Annotated in this window: 10 protein-coding genes; 6 read left to right on the forward strand and 4 right to left on the reverse strand. The window is 59.0% G+C overall.

Annotation, left to right across the window (positions count from 1 at the left end):
• From B5E60_RS00870 to B5E60_RS00895, 6 genes are all read left to right on the forward strand, one after another.
• Entirely contained in the window at positions 1-1,332 is a 1,332-nt protein-coding gene (locus B5E60_RS00870; protein ID WP_239403144.1) for a RagB/SusD family nutrient uptake outer membrane protein, read from the forward strand.
• Positions 1,333-1,350: 18 nt separating this feature from the next.
• Complete coding sequence (locus B5E60_RS00875; protein ID WP_087308991.1) at positions 1,351-2,289, forward strand: phosphodiester glycosidase family protein; 939 nt, start codon at positions 1,351-1,353, stop codon at positions 2,287-2,289.
• Positions 2,290-2,315: 26 nt separating this feature from the next.
• Positions 2,316-4,109, forward strand: a complete 1,794-nt coding sequence (locus B5E60_RS00880) for an IPT/TIG domain-containing protein (RefSeq protein ID WP_087308992.1) — start codon at positions 2,316-2,318, stop codon at positions 4,107-4,109.
• Positions 4,110-4,127: 18 nt separating this feature from the next.
• A complete protein-coding gene (locus tag B5E60_RS00885; protein WP_087308993.1) occupies positions 4,128-5,384 on the forward strand; it encodes an IPT/TIG domain-containing protein in 1,257 nt (418 codons plus the stop codon).
• A 101-nt stretch (positions 5,385-5,485) separates the two neighbouring features.
• Complete coding sequence (locus B5E60_RS00890; protein WP_087308994.1) at positions 5,486-7,447, forward strand: SGNH/GDSL hydrolase family protein; 1,962 nt, start codon at positions 5,486-5,488, stop codon at positions 7,445-7,447.
• 3 nt (positions 7,448-7,450) lie between these two features.
• Positions 7,451-9,043 carry a beta-N-acetylhexosaminidase gene (locus tag B5E60_RS00895; RefSeq protein WP_239403145.1) on the forward strand — a complete coding sequence of 531 codons (1,593 nt, stop codon included), beginning with the start codon at positions 7,451-7,453 and terminating at the stop codon, positions 9,041-9,043.
• A 60-nt stretch (positions 9,044-9,103) separates the two neighbouring features.
• Here the strand turns inward: B5E60_RS00895 and B5E60_RS00900 are convergent, their stop codons facing one another.
• The 4 genes from B5E60_RS00900 to B5E60_RS00915 are packed head-to-tail and all read right to left on the reverse strand — an operon-like array spanning position 9,104 to position 17,909.
• Positions 9,104-11,047: a glycoside hydrolase family 97 protein gene (locus tag B5E60_RS00900; protein ID WP_087308995.1), complete on the reverse strand. Its 1,944-nt coding sequence runs from the start codon at positions 11,045-11,047 to the stop codon at positions 9,104-9,106.
• A gap of 11 nt (positions 11,048-11,058) precedes the next feature.
• Entirely contained in the window at positions 11,059-12,597 is a 1,539-nt protein-coding gene (locus B5E60_RS00905; RefSeq protein ID WP_087308996.1) for a glycoside hydrolase family 16 protein, read from the reverse strand.
• Positions 12,598-12,606: 9 nt separating this feature from the next.
• Complete coding sequence (locus B5E60_RS00910) at positions 12,607-15,456, reverse strand: hypothetical protein (RefSeq protein ID WP_087308997.1); 2,850 nt, start codon at positions 15,454-15,456, stop codon at positions 12,607-12,609.
• The gene (locus B5E60_RS00915) at positions 15,453-17,909 is read right to left on the reverse strand and encodes a glycoside hydrolase family 2 TIM barrel-domain containing protein (RefSeq protein ID WP_087308998.1); all 2,457 of its coding nucleotides are present in this window, start codon (positions 17,907-17,909) and stop codon (positions 15,453-15,455) included. The genes B5E60_RS00910 and B5E60_RS00915 overlap by 4 nt, the downstream gene beginning before the upstream one ends.
• Position 17,910 lies beyond the last annotated feature (1 nt).

The following is a 17,910-nucleotide window of genomic DNA, read 5'->3' on the forward strand; positions in this document are numbered from 1 at the left end:
ATGACAATCAAACATATCATCATCGGCCTTGCCGGCAGTGTGCTGCTTGCCGGCAGCGGAGTGCTGCTGACGGGCTGTACGCTCGACGAGTTTCCGCACAACGCCGTTTCGAGCGACAATCTGACCGAAAAGGATTGCGAATTGTTGCTGGTCGGGCTCTACAACATCGTTCAGTACAAACCGACCAACAACGGGTATGCGGCCTTTGATATCTGCGGTGGCGATCTGATCCGGGCCGGAGCCTCAAGTACGGGATCGGCCCAGCAGTTGATTCGTGATCTGGTGACGCCCGACAGCGGGTTCATCAGCGGTCAGTGGGACGGATACTATACGGCATTGTATCAGGTCAACAAGTTTCTCCTGGCCTTGAACGAGATGCCCGAGGGGGATCGTCGTGACGAGATGCTGGGTATCGCGTCGTTTTTCCGGGGACTGCTCTATTTTGATCTGGTGAGCCGATGGGGCGAGATTCCGATTCTGGAGGTTCCGGCGACAGGAGACGTGGCGGCCTCGAGCGAAGCCGACGGCTGGGCCTTTGTCGAGCGGAATCTGCAGACGGCCATTGATCTGGCGCCCGATTTTACCTCGCGGTACGAGGTGTCGCGTCAGGCGGCCCAGGCGTTGATGGCCCGGGTAAAGCTGGCTCAGGGCAAGAATGACGAGGCGGGGATTCTGGCCGAATCGGTCATTACGAGCGGATACTTTTCGTTGGACGGTTTCGACAAGATCTTCCGTCGGATGGACAACACGGAGGAGATCTTCACGTTCAGCAACCTCACCGAGGAGACCTCGGTCAATCTGAGCGGGGCGTTCTACTATTCGCGCTCTTCGGAGAACGGGGGCAGTTACGTCTACATGCCGACGACGGAGGCCATTGACATGTATCTTCCGGAGGATCTGCGTCGGGAGATCTCCGTGGCTCAGCAGGGCAGCAACAATGTGATCAACAAGTATCCGGGGGGCGAATTGAACAGCGATCCGCTGCCGATCGTCCGTCTGGGCGAGATGTATCTGATCAGTGCCGAGGCCAGCGGGCGGAGTCAGGCGGGGCTTGACCGTTTGAATGACCTGCGTGAGAAGCGGGGTTTGACGGCTCTGGCGATGCCTGCCGACGATTCGTCTTATCTGACGGCGCTGCTGAATGAGCGGCGGCTGGAGTTTCTGGGCGAAAACCAGCGTTGGTTCGATCTGGTGCGTACGGGACGTTTCGAGTCAACGCTGTCGCTCGAGCGCAAGTACAATCGTTTTCCGATACCCTCGCGGGAGATTTCGCTCAACGGATTGCTGACGCAGAACAGTTATTGGACGAGTGCGCCTGCCGGGCAGAATTAACCTCAAAAACGTAGCAACATGAATCTTCTGAAATATTCGCTCTGTGTGCTGCTGCTGGCGGCGGGCTGGAGCTGTACGAAAGAGTACGAGATCGAGGATACGGATTATCGTCCCGTAACGGAGATCGGGCGTCGTCTGGCGTCGGATTGTCCGGCTGTGGCGCGTATCTATGCGGATACGACCTTCCTGTTGGGGCTGGGGGTCGAGCAGACCGATCTGCATCTTCAAAAGATGAACGGCGAGGTGATGCGCGTCTATCTGACGCGGGTGGATCTGAACCAGCCGGGCGTCTCGCTCGAGGTGGGCATGCCCTACGACGCCGACGTGACGAGCAATTTCCAAAAACAGACGTTGAGCGGGATCGCCTCCTACTGCGACCGGCCGGGACATCGCATTGCCGCTTTGGTCAACGCCGATTTCTGGGATATCTCGACGTTGGAGATCCGCGGTCCGATCCATCACAACGGCAAGATCCTCAAGGATACGTTCATCTACACGGACCGGCTTCCGCAGCAGGCGCTGAGCTTCTTTGCCGTGACCAACGACGGCAAGGCGCTGATCCGCGATTCGGTCGAATACCGGAGCCTGGCCCCGACGCTCAAGGAGGCGACGGGCAGCGGAGTGATCGTGCTGCGCAACGGTGTGCTTTCGGGTCAGAACTATGAGGGCACCGATCCGCGGACGGTTATCGGCTACACGGAGCAGAACGTCGTCTACATGATGGTGGTCGACGGCCGTCAGCAGTTGTGGAGCTATTACGGCATGACCTACGAAGAGTTGGGGCAGTTCATGCAGAGCCTGGGCTGCCGGTGGGCGGTGAATTTCGACGGCGGCGGCTCGTCGCAGCTGGTGATCCGGCATCCCAATGCCGATCTTTTCGAGGTTCACAACCGCCCCTCGGACGGCAGTGAACGGGCGGTGGTCAATGCCTGGATGGCCGTTGTGGATGAACCCTGATCAATCGACTAAAAGTTGTTGAAACCATGAAAAATCTGATTCACATATTGATATGCGCTGCCGGACTGTTTCTGGCGGGCGGCTGCAGCGACGACTCGGACGTGAGCGGAGGAGTCTCCGCGCCGGAGTTGTTGTCGATTATTCCGAAAGCGGGGTATGCGGGTAATGTGGCGATTATTTCGGGCAGTCATTTCAGCCCGGAGGCCGATCGGAACACGGTGATGATCGGTCAGACCCGGGCCGAGGTCACCGCGGCGACGTCGACCCGTTTGACCGTGCTGCTTCCCGAGAACACTCTGGGCAGTTATTCCGTGCGGGTGACGGTGAATGGGTTGAGTGCCGAAGGTCTGTCGTTCACCTATGCGCCGGCACCGGATCCTGCCGAGTTGGCGCTGGTATCGGTGCTTCCGACGAAGGCCTATGCCGGGGATCGGGTGCTGATCCGCGGGACGGGCTTCAGCAGCGATCCGGAGCAGATACTCGTCGAAATCAACGGTGCGCGGGCCGAGGTGGTCGAGGCTACGGAGACTACCTTGCAGGTGGTTCTTCCGGAGAATCCCGCCGGCACCTATCCGTTTACGGTGAGCCTCGGAGACAAACGCACCGAGGGGCTTCTCTTCACCTACGTGCACAAGCCGACCCTGTCGCTTGCGTCGGTTGCGCCGCAGCGCGGATATGCCGGTAGTGTCCTGACGATCACTGGCGAATGCTTCTCGGAGACGCTTTCGGAGAATCTCGTGGAGATCAACGGCCGGGTGGCTGTGGTGACGGGGGCTACGACGACGACCCTCACGGTGGAGGCTCCGGAGAATCCGGCGGGAAGCTATCCGATTCGCGTGACGGTGGACGGCAAGACGGTCGAAGGGCTGATGTTTACCTACCTGTTCGGCAAGTATACGCTTTCGACGTGGCTCGGTACGGCCGGTCGGGATATTGACAAGGCGTTGGTTGACGGAGCTCCGGATGAGGTCCGCTTCAACATGCCTCACGGACTGGCGCTTTCGCCCGACGGCACCTCGCTCTGGATTATCGACCGCGGCAACAATGCCATTCGTCGGACCGATCTGCAGACGGAGATGACCACGACGATCGTCCGTTCGGGACAGAACGGCGTGACGGTCAATGCGCCGTGGCGGGGCAGCTTCAACTCCCGCGGAGACTTCTATTGTGCCAACAAGGCTGCGCGGAATATCCTCCGCGTGACGCCCGACTATACGGTTTCGGTCGCCATATCGGGGTTGAGCGATCCCCTGGACGTTCGTTTTGATGCCGGAGACAACCTCTATGTGGTGGATCGCGGCGTGAAGTCCGTCCTGAAGTATGCGGCGCCGGACTATACGCAGTCGAGCACCTTCGCGACCTTTACGGGAGGTCCGTTGGCCGCGGATTTCGATCCGGCAGGCAATCTGCTGGTCGCGCTCAATGACTGTACGATTGTCCGCGTAGCTCCGGACGGCAGCCAGCAGGTTGTGGCCGGCAACGGAACGGCCGGAACGGATGACGGTACTCCCGGAGAGCCGACGACGGCCCGGTTCCAGGCCGAGTTGTGGGGTATTTCGGTCGATGATACGGGCAATGTCTATATCCTCGACTCGAAGAGCCATACCATCCGACGGCTTGCGCCCGATGCGGAGGGAGATGTGGCCAGGGGTACGGTCGAGACGGTCATCGGTACGGCCGGCAAGAGCGGAGCAACGGACGGAATCGGCAACGAAGCCCTGCTCAAGACGCCATACGACGTGCTGGTGGCATCGGACGGCAAGATGCTTTGGATCTCCGACTGGGGGAATTTCCTGGTCCGGAGGGCAACGGTCGAATAATGCGAAAAGAGAGAAACCATGATACGAAAAAGCATAATTACGTGTGCCGTACTCTGTATGGCCGCATTGGGCTCGGCCTGCCGGCAGGAGGATCCGACCCATCATATCGAAGAGCTCCGATTGATCAACATCAAGCCGACGACCGGCATGAGCGGTGAGGTTGCCGTCATTCAGGGAACCAATTTCGGGGCCGAGATCTCGCAGAACCGCGTTACGATCAACGGGGTTGAGGCCCGGATCCTGAACGCCTCGAGCGGGGAGTTGCGCATCATCCTGCCCGAGAATGCACCGGGCGCCTATCCGGTGAAGGTGGAGGTCGGCGACCGGCAGATCGAAGGGTTGAAATTCACCTATCTGAAGGCCTCGTCGAGAACCTTCCTGGTGAGTACGATCGTGGGCATGACGGGTAACAAGAGTACGGTGGACGGTATCGGGACCAGTGCCACGACCTGGTTCCCGACCGGCCTGGCCTATGCTCCGGACGGCAGCATCTGGTTCACCGAACGCGGTAACCGGGCCATCCGCCGTCTGTCGCCGGGCATGAGTGTCGAGACGCTGGTCTCGAGCACCGAACTGGATAATCCCTGGCACGGCGGATTCGACGCCGACGGCAATTACTACGTGGCCAGCAAGGCCAACGGCCGGGTGATCCGGATTACGCCCGATCTGAAACTGACGACCTTTGCTTCGGGTATCAACAACCCGATGGCCTGCCTTTGTGACGAGGCTGGAAACGTCTACGTGGCATCGCGCGACCATCAGAAGATCATTCGTTACACGCCCGACGGTGCGGCTTCGGATTTCATTCTCTTCGACGAGTTGAAGCCGAACTGCATGTGCCGGGATGCTGCAGGCAATTTCTTTGTCGGCGGAACGGACTTCGGCCGGATCATGATGGTGACTCCGCAGGGTGAACAGCGGATCATTGCCGGGGACGGGGATCCGGGCAGCGGAATCGACGACGGAGAGCCGGGCAATCCGCTGACTGCTCATATCGGCAATATCTTTGCGCTGGGGCTCGATGCCAACGGCGTGCTCTATATGGCCGACTGTACGTATCATACGATCCGTATGCTGACCCCCGACGCTTCGGGCGACTACACGAAGGGTACGCTCGAGACCATTGCCGGCACGGGTTCGGCCGATTGCCTCGACGGCGAGGGACTGAAGGCCGCTTTCAACAATCCGTACGGCATTCTTCCGTCGGCTGACGGCAAGACGATTTATGTGGCCGATGCGACGAACTGTCTGATCCGCATGATCACCGTCAAATAGGATTTCATCCGGTCGGGGCCGGTCTCCAACGTATCGGAGCCGGTCCCGACTTTTTCTCCTGCGCCATGAAATATTTGTCTCTTCTGTTTTTCCTATGCTGTATGGGTACGGTCCGGGCCCAACTGCACTATGTCGAGGCCTCGACGCTGGGTATTTTGCACAAGTGCTGCTCGACGGAGCAACCCTACCATCGCGTCGATACGAGCCGCTATCCGACCCTGACTTCCGCACAAAAGGAGTTGTTGAGCCAGGGTGCGGGACTGGCCGTCGGCTTCACGACCGACAGCCGGACGATCGGCGTGCGCTGGCAATGCCGGCCGCGCAAGCCGCTGCACAATGCCAGTGATATTGCGCAGAGCGGTCTGGACCTCTATGTGCGTGATTCGGGACGCTGGGTCTATGCCGGATCGGCCGTACCGTCGGCTGCGGAGACCCTTTCGGAGTCGGTCCTGGTTCGTCGGACCGGCACCGAACCGTTGGAATGCCTGCTCTATCTTCCGTTGTTTCGCGAGGTCGTGTCGCTGCAGATCGGAGTCGACCGTGGCTCGCGGCTATCGGCGGCCGACGGATGGCCGGGCAACCGGATAGTGGTCTACGGTTCGAGCATCACGCATGGCATCGCCGCGAGCCGTCCCGGAATGGCCTATGTAGCCCGTCTGTCACGTGCCATGGGGCTTGATCTGTGCAATCTGGGACTCAGCGGCAACGGGACAATGACCCCGACCCATGCCCGAATCCTGGCCGAAACCCGAGCCGACGCCTTCCTGCTGGACTGCTTTTCGAATCCGTCGGCGGAGGTGATCCGGCATCGGCTGCGCCCCTTCGTCGATACGTTGCGACGTGCGCATCCGAACGCTCCGCTCATCTTCCTGCAGACGCTCTACCGGACACACCGTCCGTTCAATCCATCGCTCGATGCGGCCGAGTCGGCCAAGCGGCGTGCGGCCCGTGAGGCCTTTGCCGGGTTGCAGGCCCTGGGATATCGGAATATCTGGCTGCTCGATCCGGGGCTGGATACGGGCGTCGACCGGGAGGGAACCATCGACGGAACCCACCCCAACGATCTGGGAATCGAGCGGATCGTCGACAGACTTCTTCCGCAGCTGACAGCCATTCTTTCGCGTTGCGGGATCGGAACTGCGGCCGTAAACTCCCCAACGGGGGATTGTCCGGGCGGGGAATTGAGGAGATGGCCGGCGACTGATCCTTCCGTGCGCTATGTGGGGAGGGTGGTGCGTAGCGGCAACGGGAGTGTTTCGTTCGACTGGACGGGAAGCTACCTGACGTTGTGTTTCACGGGCAGCAGCCTTCGGATGCGGGTCTCCGATACCGGTCGCAACTACTACAACCTGCGGATTGACAACGATTCATCGCGGGTGTTGTCGACCTTTGGCCGCGATTCGTCGATTCTGCTGGCCTCGGGGCTTGGACCGGGCATCCACCGTCTCTGGCTGCAAAAACGCACCGAGGGGCGTGAAGGTCGGACCACGATTCACGAATTCGCCACCGAAGCCGGGGATTCCCTGCTTCCTGATACGTTGCGCCGCAACCGGCATATCGAGTTCATCGGGGATTCGTACACCTGTGGTTACGGCGTTGAAGGACGGAACCGCCATGAGCATTTCCGGGCCGAGACCCGGAACAGCGATCGGACTTACGCCTGTCTGACGGCCCGCTCTTTTGATGCGGACTATACGCTTGTTACCCGTTCGGGGCGTGGTGTGGTTCGGAACTACGGAGAGAAACGTCGTCTTTCGCCGGTTGCGGGTACCATGACGGGGCGTATGATGCATCTTTACGATGAGGTTGATTCGCTGCTTTGGGATTTTTCGCGCAGTCCGTGGCATCCGGATGCCGTGGTGTTCAATCTGGGGACGAACGACTTTTCGCGAGGTCCGCATCCCACCGACCGTCAGTTCCGGCGTGGGTGTGAGCGTCTTCTGGCGCAGATTCGCCAGGTCGGACGACCATCCCAACCGTTCGGGCCAACGCAAGATTGCCCTGCAGCTGATTCCCTATGTTGCCACATCGACCGGTTGGCCGATGCCGCCCAATGCGATTGAATGATGGATGGTAAGATGTTGAAAACCGTCGGGTTGCTGCTTTTTTTCATGTGGTTTCCGTCGGTCTGGTGTGAGGCGGGAATCGTTCCCAAACCCTTGTCGGTCATCGAGCGGCGGGGAACCTTCCGAATCACGCCGCATACCCGGCTCTATGCGGCGGAGGGCCTGGAATCCGAGGCTCGGCTTTTTATGGCCGATATCGTTCCGCTGCTGGACCATGGAATTGCACGGTCGGAGCAGCTGCGGGGGGCGGATATCGTGTTGAGACTCGATTCGGCGCTCGAGGCCGAGGAGTACCTTTTGCAGATAGCTCCCGGCCGGATGACGCTGAGCGGGGGTACGCCGTGCGGAGTTTTCTATGCGCTGCAAAGTCTGCGGCAGTTGATTGCCGAACACGGAGCCTCGATCCCTGCTCTGGAGATTCACGATAAACCCGATATGGTCTACCGGGGGGCCATGTTGGATGTTTCGCGTCATTTCTTTCCGGTTGAGGAGGTCAAACGGTTCATTGATCTGCTGGCGCTGCACAAACTCAACCGCTTCCACTGGCATCTGACCGATGATCAGGGGTGGCGTATCGAGATCCGCCGGTATCCCCGTCTGACGGAGATCGGGTCGCAGCGCCGTGAAACGCTTGTGGGGGTTATGCGGGAGGGGGAAACGATGCGTTTCGACCACATCCCCTATGGAGGTTACTATACGCAGGACGAAGTGCGGGAGATTGTCTCCTATGCGGCTGCGCGGCATATTGAGGTGATTCCCGAAATTGACATGCCGGGGCATGGAATGGGGGCTTTGGCAGCCTATCCGTGGCTGGGGTGTACGGGCGGTCCCTACGAGGTCTGGACCCGATGGGGTGTCAGCGAGGATCTTTATTGCGCGGGCCGGGAGACGACCTTCACCTTTATCGAGCATGTTCTGAGTGAGATCCTGGCACTTTTTCCATCCCGGCAGATTCATATCGGCGGCGACGAATGTCCGGTTACGCGATGGCAGGATTGTCCGCAGTGCCGGCGTCGGATGCAGACGGAACGGTTGGCCGACGAGACGGCTTTGCGAAGCTATTTCGTACGACGCATCCAGCAGTGGCTGCAGGCCCGTGGACGGGAGATCATCGGCTGGGACGAATTGCTCGAAGGGGAACTCTCCTCCGAGGTGACCCTTATGGTATGGCGGGATCCGGCTCATGCCTACGAAGCCATCCGACGGGGCTGCCGCGTCATCCTCTCTCCCAAACAGTATTGTTATCTGGATTACAGTCAGACGGCAGATCCCGTTCGTTACGAACCTCCGTGCCATGACACGCGATACGTGCCGTTGCGCCAGGTCTACCGTCTGGAGCCTTTCGATCGCCTGCGCCCCGAAGAGCGGTCGCAGGTCCTTGGAGTGCAGGGAAATGTCTGGACGGAATATATGCCCGACATGGAGTGTTTGGAGTTTATGATTCTGCCTCGTTTGGCCGCTTTGGCCGAGGTGGGGTGGGCCTGTGAACGGAAATGCTATTCCGATTTTATGACTCGGATGCCGGTATTGATTGCTCTGTACGAGAAATTGGGATATCGGTATGCGGATTATGTTTTTCGGGGAATCGAGTAGGCCGGCGAAGAGCCGCGTATGACTGGGCTGCCGGCCCCGAAAGACCGGCAGCCCGGAAAGTCATTGGCGGACGAAACGGATGACACATCCGGCATTGGACTTAAGGGCGACCGGAATGGGTGTGTCGGCCTTTAGCGTACACTCGGAACGGAGGAATCCGTTTTTGCCGTCGTCTTCGAGGATTGTCGCTCTCCAGAGCCCCGGGCCCAGAAAATCAAGCGAGATCTTGCCTTGAAAATTTATGGCGGCAGCGGCTGCCAGATACCAGGTTGCCCCCGAACGGCGGGCCATCAGGGCCAACTCTCCGATGCGGCTCTGAGGCAGTACGACGGTTTCGTCCCAGCATGTCGGCAACTCCCGCAGAAACTCGACCGCTGGCTGCAACCGCTTCTCCTTCAACAGATAGAATGGGTTTTCGGCCAATGTAATCAATGGAGAGCCGATCAGATAGGCACATGCGAGTTGTTGGGCAGGGAGGACGTCTCCCGGCATGGAGAAGGCGACCGGAGTATAGTCGGCCGGACCCGTTACGCACCGTGTGAAGGGGAGTGTTGCATTGTGGGAGGCCGGGATGTTGCGGTTTTCATCGCCCGGAAGGGTCTTTCTGTCGGAGACGGAAATCCCGGCAGCCCGCATGCGTTCCAGATAGTTTGCCGTAATTCGATTGAGCTCCAGACCGCGAACGCCTTCCCGGGTAAGTTCGTTGGGATAGGTGCGGCTTTCTCCCGAGGGCTTCTGACAACCGTGGAAGTTGACCAGCAGATGCCTTTGGGCCGCCTGTTCGAGTACCGCCGTCGTGAAACGGATCTGTTGTAGCCTTTCTCCATTCATGAAGTCAATCTTCACGCCCCGGATGCCGCACCCGGCGACACTGTCCAGAAAATGCTGCAGTTCCGCATAATTGTCCGCCGGATCGTTGAGTCGTTTCCAGTGCCGCCATATGAAGAGCCCCACCCCTTTTTCGGCGGCATGGTCGGCCAGCTTTCGGAGTGTATTCCATTTGTCGGGCAGCTCTTCCCATCCTTCGTCCAGCGTGGAATATTCGTATCCCATCGAGGCGGCGAGGTTAATGACCTCCCGCTCTCCTTCGAGCGTCATGTAACGTCCGTCGATGCCGCTCCACCAGCTCCACAGCGAACGCCCCGGACGGATCCACGACGTATCGGCAAAGAGGTCCGGATTCGGGGCCGGATTGAGATTGGTAATCAGGTCCGTGTTGACGAGCTGGTTGAGGTTCTCGGCAACGATCAGAACCCGCCAGGGTGTCATGACGGTATCGTGGAGCAGGAATCCCCCTTTTTCCGTGAAGTCGGCATGGAGACTCCCGTCCGGGTCGGCCTGCAGACGCATTCCGCTGTATTCGTAGAGTGCTGCCTCGGTCACCATCAGGTAGAGACTGTCTCGGGTCTGGTAGAGCAGCGGCATGGTCTGTACGGGGCCTTGTTCGGAGATGGTGGCCAGTTCGGAGGCCGGCGCCTGGATCCATTCGCCGGCATAGGTGAGCAGTTTCCAGTTTGAATTGCGTTCCGCAAACCAGACCCGGCTGTCGAGCGGCAGTCTCCATTGGGCCGCTTCGCCCGCCACACGACGCTCTCCCTGACCCGGCAGAATGAACCGATAGGCAAAGCCGTCGTCATAGAGCCTGGTTTCAAGCGTATAGCGGTAGCCGGTCGGATGGTGGGTTACCTCCCAGCGATACTCCCGGGCATGGTCGCGGGCCTTGGCGTGCGCACCCCGTACTGGGTAGGTTTCGTTGCGTTCGCGGCTGTCGGTGAGTCGGAGGCGTACGTCGCAAAAGATCTGTCTGCCGTCGATGGTAACACCCAGAGCCGAGGTGTCGCAAAGTATCCGTCCGTCCCGGGAGACGGTATAGGCCAGGGATCCCTCTTTTGTTGTGAAGATTTCGGCAGCGATCCTGCCGTTTGGGGACACCATCGAATGGGACCGGCTACAGGCGGTCGGGAAAAGCACCAGCAGAACTGGGATCAGGAATCGGAATTTCATATTTTTGCAAATCAGTGTGTTACGCAAATGAAGTTGTGCCCGGAACGAAATCTACCGAAGGAGGACAACTCTCCACGGGTCGAGGAGAAGAGCACCCGGCTGATGATTTCGTCCGAAAATCCCTTTTGGTTGATATACCAACCCTGTGTAGCCGACGTACTGCCGTTTTCGTCGAAGTTGGGATAAAAGTAGGGTTCACGGGCCGTATCGGCTTCAGCGATTGGTGTACACCAGACACTGATGGCATCCTTGTCGAATTTTCCATGTCCGGATTTGGCCGTAATACGGCATACGAGCAGCATCTTTTCATTCTCGGGAACGAGCTGTTTGCCCTGAACCAACGATGCCGCCACCTTGCTTGAGGTGAGTTTGGTGATTCCGGTCAGCAGGGAGCCTTCCGTATCGACGATAACCTTTCCGACGGGCGATCCGTCCGCCTGAACGAACGTGAGGGTCAACTCCTCTCCGGCCTTGCGGGTAATCTCCGTGCTGAAATAGATACGGTCCTCATCGGCCAGGCTGTAGGTTCGGTCCAGCGTCACCTCGGCCGTCGGTTGCGCAAGATCGGTGTCCGGCGTGGAATCAAGCAGCATTTCGGGCTTGTAGATACGTACGTAGTCCACGGCCATCCACGTGCCGTCGGCCTCTTCGTCTACGAGCGGTGACCAGGACGATCCCCAGGGGATATTGGCCAGAATGATGTGCATCAGATCCCCGTTGTATCCGGCCATGTAGTTCCAGTCGTCCTGTCCATACTTGCCGTAGGCCCGCTGTTCCTCAAGCGGATTCCAGACCGGGGCCTTCCCGACCCCCGTATAATATTGGTCGGGATAGCTCGAACTGGTCTGGCGGCGCCACATCTCCTGACCGTCGAGGTAATAGATCATTTCGTTTTCGCCGTACCAGAGTCCCCAGATGTGATAATCCTCGAAACTGTGTTTCACGGTGATTCCGGCGGCGATATCGCACTTGTTGCCGTTCTTGTCCAGAGCATAGGGATAGGTCTTCCAGTCGTGATAGGCCAGATGGCCGTTTCCGAGACCCGAACGGACATCCTTGCGGGCCTCCACGATATCGACCTCATACTTGTTGCACCAGGTGGTGTTGGGCGGTGTTTTGCAGGCCAGCCAGAAGGCGTTGTTCACGCCCGAGCATTGCCCCGAGCGAAAACGGCATTCGATGTAGACGTTATGCTCCAGCGGTTCTTTCAGGTAGACGTATCCGGCAATCCATTTGACCTTTTCGCTGCGGTTGACCTTGCGTACGTTCAGACGCAACTCACCGTCGCGGACCTCCACGGCTTCAGGTCCCCGGCTGGTTTCGTGTTTGATGTTGTTCGGATCGTCGGCTGCCCAGAGATCCCAGTTCATCCGTTTGCCGTCGAATTCATCGGCGAAGATCAGACGGTAACCGCTCAGGTCGATAGTCGTGCCCTCGTCGGAGCGGTTGTCGGGAGCCGGCCCGGCCGTCGTATCGGAGGCCTCTCTGGCGCAGGAGGCCAATACGGTAAAATGCAGGGTAGCAATCAGGAACAGAACTTTCAGTTTCATGGTCGTATGTCAGTTTTTCGAGAGTTTGAAGGGTTGGCTGCGGACAAGCCGGCCGTCGGGAGTGATGCCCGAAAGCTCGACGACGATCTGTTGCGCATCGGCCGGCAGCGGTACGGTAAACTCGTAGGGATACGAGGTGTCGTTCAGTGCCTGCGGAGCGGTACCGTCGATGCTGTAGGTCATCGAGACGTGGCGGAAGCAACTGTCGTCGTCCCGGAGATAGATGTAGCAGCTTTTCAGATTGCGCCCCATGTTGAGAATCTGGGCCCGGGCCCGACCGAAGTCCACCTCGCCGTAGTCATGTCGCCAACCTTGCCGGTCGTGCTCGGTGAACAGTTGCTGGAAGCGGGGTTTGATCGGCACATTGCGCAGGATGAGAGCCGTGATGCCCTCCGGAGCGACCGATATGCGGACCTGCCCGTCAACGACGGCCATTTCTCCGCTTTTTCGGTTTTCGGACCAGATCTCAGCCTGAATCTTTTTTCCGGAGAGCATCGGCAGCAGCTCTTTGTTGAAAAGGATCTGCGAATCGACCCGACGTTTGGATTGGTTCGTGAAGGCGATCATCAGTTCACCGTCTGCGCGGGCTGCCAGGTAGTTCAGCTCGATATCGGACGTGCGGAGCAGACGGCGCGGCATCCAGAGCCAGACCTCTTCCCGGTCGTAGAAGCGCCCCGGACGGTTGCCGTAGAATTTGGCCTGAAGATAGCCGTATCCCTCAATGTAGTCGCCCGGGAAATTGATGGCTCCCCGCGAACGATAGGCGGCATCGGTGACCAGATAGTCGTACAGCACGGAGAGCAGCGGGAAGGGGTGGTTGTAATGGAACGACGTGACGCTCATGCTGTCGTGCGGGTGCAGCGGGAAATCGGGCTTTTCATAGACCGTCGTACGAGCCGTGTTCATGTGGTAGCCCGGGAAGTTGGCGTAGCGGCCCACAATGGCACTGCGGGCAATGTCATGCAGGAACGAATCGCCGGTCAAACGGGCGATGCGCAACATGTACGGGGCGTGGTGGGCCATGAAGACGGCACGGTGGCCGATGCAGGTGGTCGAACTCTCGGGGACGAGGCCTATTTCGGAGAGTCTCCAGGCCGGAACCTGCTCTTCGGGACAGTGTTGCTGCGGAATTCCGCGACTCTTCAGATACCAGTACCAGGGGGCCAGACCGCCGCGGTTCACCGTTATCGAATCCTGCGGGATGGTTGGAACCATCCATACAAACATGGCATATTCGCGGGCTCCCTCGTGTGCGGCATCGAGATAGCGCTGTTCCCCGGTCTCTTCGTAGAGTTCCAGCAGATTGACGTAATACGGGGCATAGCGATTCCAGAAGAAGGCATTCTGGAACTTTTCGGGTTGCGTGCGAATGACCTTTTCAATGTAGCTGTCGGCCTGCCTTTTCGCATGATCGAGGTAGGCGCTTTCGCCCGTGGCGCGATACATCTCCAGAGCATCATACCAGTTTCCGCCGGCTCCGGGAGTGCGTTTTTCGACGGGCTTGTGCTTGTAGTATTTCTCTTCGGCCAGATAGCGCAGGAACGGACTTTTCCCGCCCGAAAGCCGGAAAAGTTCCGCCAGCTCGCTTACCGGAGCGCACGGACCGTTCAGTTCGCGAGACGGCGACTGCACCTTCTGTGTGGTGTCGAGGCAGAAGAGGGTGTTTTTGCGGGAGAGCATGTATTCCAGAATCGGATAGGCTCTCCGGCGGTAGACCTCTTCGTCGTCAGCCACCAACGCTACCGACAAGGGGTTGAGCGAACTAACGTTTTTGGTCGATCCCGGTACGTCGGTCGAATAGGAACAACCTTTCAGACTGTCGATGAAGTTGCTGTACGGGCTTAGGGTATAGTCGATGATGTTGTCGATGGTGTTGTTGAGCGTCGAGATGGTATTGCTGCGGTAGTCGTGAAAGTCGTAGAGGTTGCGGGCCATGGTCTGGAAGGCGATGTTCAGGGGGTTCTCTTCGACCCAGAGCCGCATTCGGAAATCGAAGACTGTTCCAGGTTCCATTCTGGAACCGCAGTGCCCGAGAACCGGAGCGAAGAGCATCGACTGCGCTTTTCCGTCCGGATTGTGCAGAGCCACTCCAAAGCGGTTGTTGTCGCGAGTGGGCAGCGGCTCGAACGGCATTTCGGAGGTATCGGCGGCAACGCCGACCGTAGCCTTCCCGACATGGACAAGCGTGGCGGGAATCGGACAGGTATAGGCCAGCGTCATATAGGACTGGGACGGAAAGATGCGCCGTTGCCAGACCATCGGCTGCCACAGTGCGGCGACCCGGGAAAGATCATAGGCCGGAGCCCCGAGATATCCCACCGAATAGTAGCCCGCTTGGGAGGGGGCGAAGCGAAACTCCATGCAGGGTGCTGACCCCTCGACCGCGAAGAGCCGGCATTCGAATCGTCCCCAGATTGATTCCGGGTAGATGAAACGGATGGTATCTCCCTGTTGAACGACCTCCGACGGGGTGAGGTCGATCGAGGGGGCTGCGGCGAAGAGGTCGAACGTACGCCCCTGCACGGATCCGTTTGCCGAATCGTCGATACCGTCACCGCCCATGCTTTGATTGTGTTTGATCCGTGCGATCGTCTTCTCGGGCGGAAGATTCTCGGCAACCCACGAGGGGGCGAAGTAACGGCAGTCGGGCAGTGTCCGGAGCTCCATCCGGGGATCTTTCTCGGCGCGGAACAGGCGGAAGTCGCCACGGAACGGAAAGCTGGCCTTGCCGTTCGAGACCGTGATTTCCGTCTTGTTCAGGTCAATGGTCATCTGCTGCGGCTGTCGGGGCGAGCCGTTAACGTTCGAGACGCAGAGTATCAGTGCGGGGGTTAACAGAATGTGAAGGAGTTTTTTCATGGATGGATCTCTTTTACGGAATAGACGGGACTCCAGTCGCTGGCATAGCCATAACGGAGTCGTTTGCGGATTCGCAGGAAGTGTTGTGCTCCGGGTTCGACGACCGGCAGGCGGCAGGCGCCGGTCACCGTCGTAAGGATCCGACGATCGAGCCGTTCGGGGGAGAGCCCGTATTCGAATTCGTAGCAGAAGTCGCCGAAATCACAGGCATATCCTACCTGAATGTATGCTCCATCCTGGGACAAATGCCGCAGGACGGGAGGGATTTCGGCGGCGCGGGTGCGTGTACGGACCGCTTCGGCCGAGGGTGTCTCGCCTGCATTGTTGACGGCATACAAGCGGATGCGATACTCCTGTCCGTAGACGAGTTGGGGGAGTTCGACATAGGAGTTGATGGTCATCGGGCTTCGTTCGCTCAGTGAATCCGTTCCATAACGTACATACCATTCGCGGGCCGAGGGGCTCCGGTCGAACCACACGCGGATGATCTCCTGTCCGCTCTCCACCCGACTGATAACCGGTGCGGAAGGCGGTGTGAGACTGCGGATGTCGTCGTGTACGACGTAGCCCGTCGGGGAGAGAAGTTCAGCGATCAGTCGGCAGGCATCCGCCGTTTCGAGGGACAGTCTTATTTCGAATGGCTTGTCACCGGGGCAGATGACGGGCAGCGGTCTTTGAATCTGCCGCAAGGTGTCTCCGTCAGCTCCCAGGGCACAGATGCGCACGGCATACCCCTCCATCCGGAAGGCTGGTAGATCGAGTCTCCCGCGCGGTTGGATCTTCACGCCGGAATCCGCCAGCGAAAATCCGGCAAGCGGGGAGTTCTGTTGTTGAAGCTCTCGATACCCTCGTTTTATCGTGCCGTAGACATCGACCACACCCCAGGGACGGTTGCCGGTGGCTGCCGTTCCGCTGTCGCGATAGTTGGTCCTGTAGTCGTTGAAGGTCCACACCGAGGCCCCGATCAGGTATTCGCGCCCCCGCATCGAGCCGACTAGTGCCGCATAGTCGACGATCCGGTTGTTGGGATCCTCACTGTTGGCATGGATTCCGTATTCGGAGTAGAAGATCGGTTTGCCCGGATAGCGGCGGTGTACCTCGTCGGCGCGATCGCCGTGTGCTCCGTATTGGTTGAAGAGAATCAGATCCGACAGCAGAACCGGTTCATCGTACTGCTTGGCCGCCGTGTGGGTGACGTAGACGGCCAGACGCGTCGAGTCCAGCGAGCGGATGTGGCGGAAGGCCGACGTAAGGTAGCCTCCGATATCGGGATTGTCGCTCAACCGACCGATCTCGTTGCCGGCACTCCAACCGATGATGCAGGGATGGTTGTAGCGTTGCGAGATGAGCTCCGAAAGCCAGTGCATGGGTACGGGATGTCCCGTGCGGATGTACTGGTTGCGGTTCCAGAGCGGGATCTCCTCGAAGATCAGCATACCCTTTTCATCGAGATAGTCCAGCACGTCTTCGGGCAGGGCCAGGTGGCTCAGTCTTGCCATGTTGCATCCGCAGCTCTTCATACGGTCAATGTCGCGGCGGTAGATCTCCGGCGGCAGAACATTGCCGTGGAACGGATCGTAGGGGACCCAGTTTGCTCCGTTCAGGCGGACACTTTCACCGTTGAGCAACAGCCGGTATCCGTCGACTTCGATCTTGCGGATGCCGAAGCGTTCGCTGAGTATCCGACCGTTTTTGTCGGTGACCGTAACGGTGTAGAGATTTGGATGGTCGAAATTCCACAGTTGGGCGTGTCGGAGCCGGAATTCGACGAGTTCTTCACGTTGTCCCGCAGTGAGGACGTTTCGTCGGGCCACGATTTTGCCCTGCGGATCGGATACGGAGATCCGTACCCGTTGCGGGTCCCCGCCGCAAAGCAGGAGCTTGATTTTCACATCGGCCGATCCGCTGGAGAGATCGGGCAGAGCGGAGATCCGGATGCTGTCGACCCGTTCGCGGGGTAGGACCCGTAGACGTACCGGACGACGGATGCCGCCCCAGTTCCAGGTAGCGCCGAGTTTGAAACTGTTGTCCACCCGAAGTGTAATCCGGTTTTTGGCTCCCGGGACGAGTCTCCGGGTGATGTCGAATCCGAAGGTTGTGAATCCGAAATCGTGGCAGCCGAGACGTTCTCCGTTCAAATAGACCTCCGTGTCGGAGTAGACCCCCTCGAAAACGAGCTGAGCTTCGTGGTTTGCTGGGATCTTGTCCGGGATGAATTCCGTGGCATACCAGGCCGCGCCGGTATAATCGGCATATTCGAGGCGGGTATTCCAACATCCGGGGACTTCCATCGAGTCCCATCCGCAGAGGTTCTGGTCCGGATCGTACCATCTCTCCCGGACTCCGAGGTTGAGAGGGTCGGTCCGAAAGTCCCAGGTCGGATCGAGCGGGATTTCGGAGGCCGGAGAGATCAGATACGATCCGAGAGCCAGTGTGACGAACAGTCGTTTCATG

The organism is Alistipes sp. An116 (assembly GCF_002161005.1).
GTDB classification, from domain to species: Bacteria; Bacteroidota; Bacteroidia; order Bacteroidales; family Rikenellaceae; genus Alistipes; species Alistipes megaguti.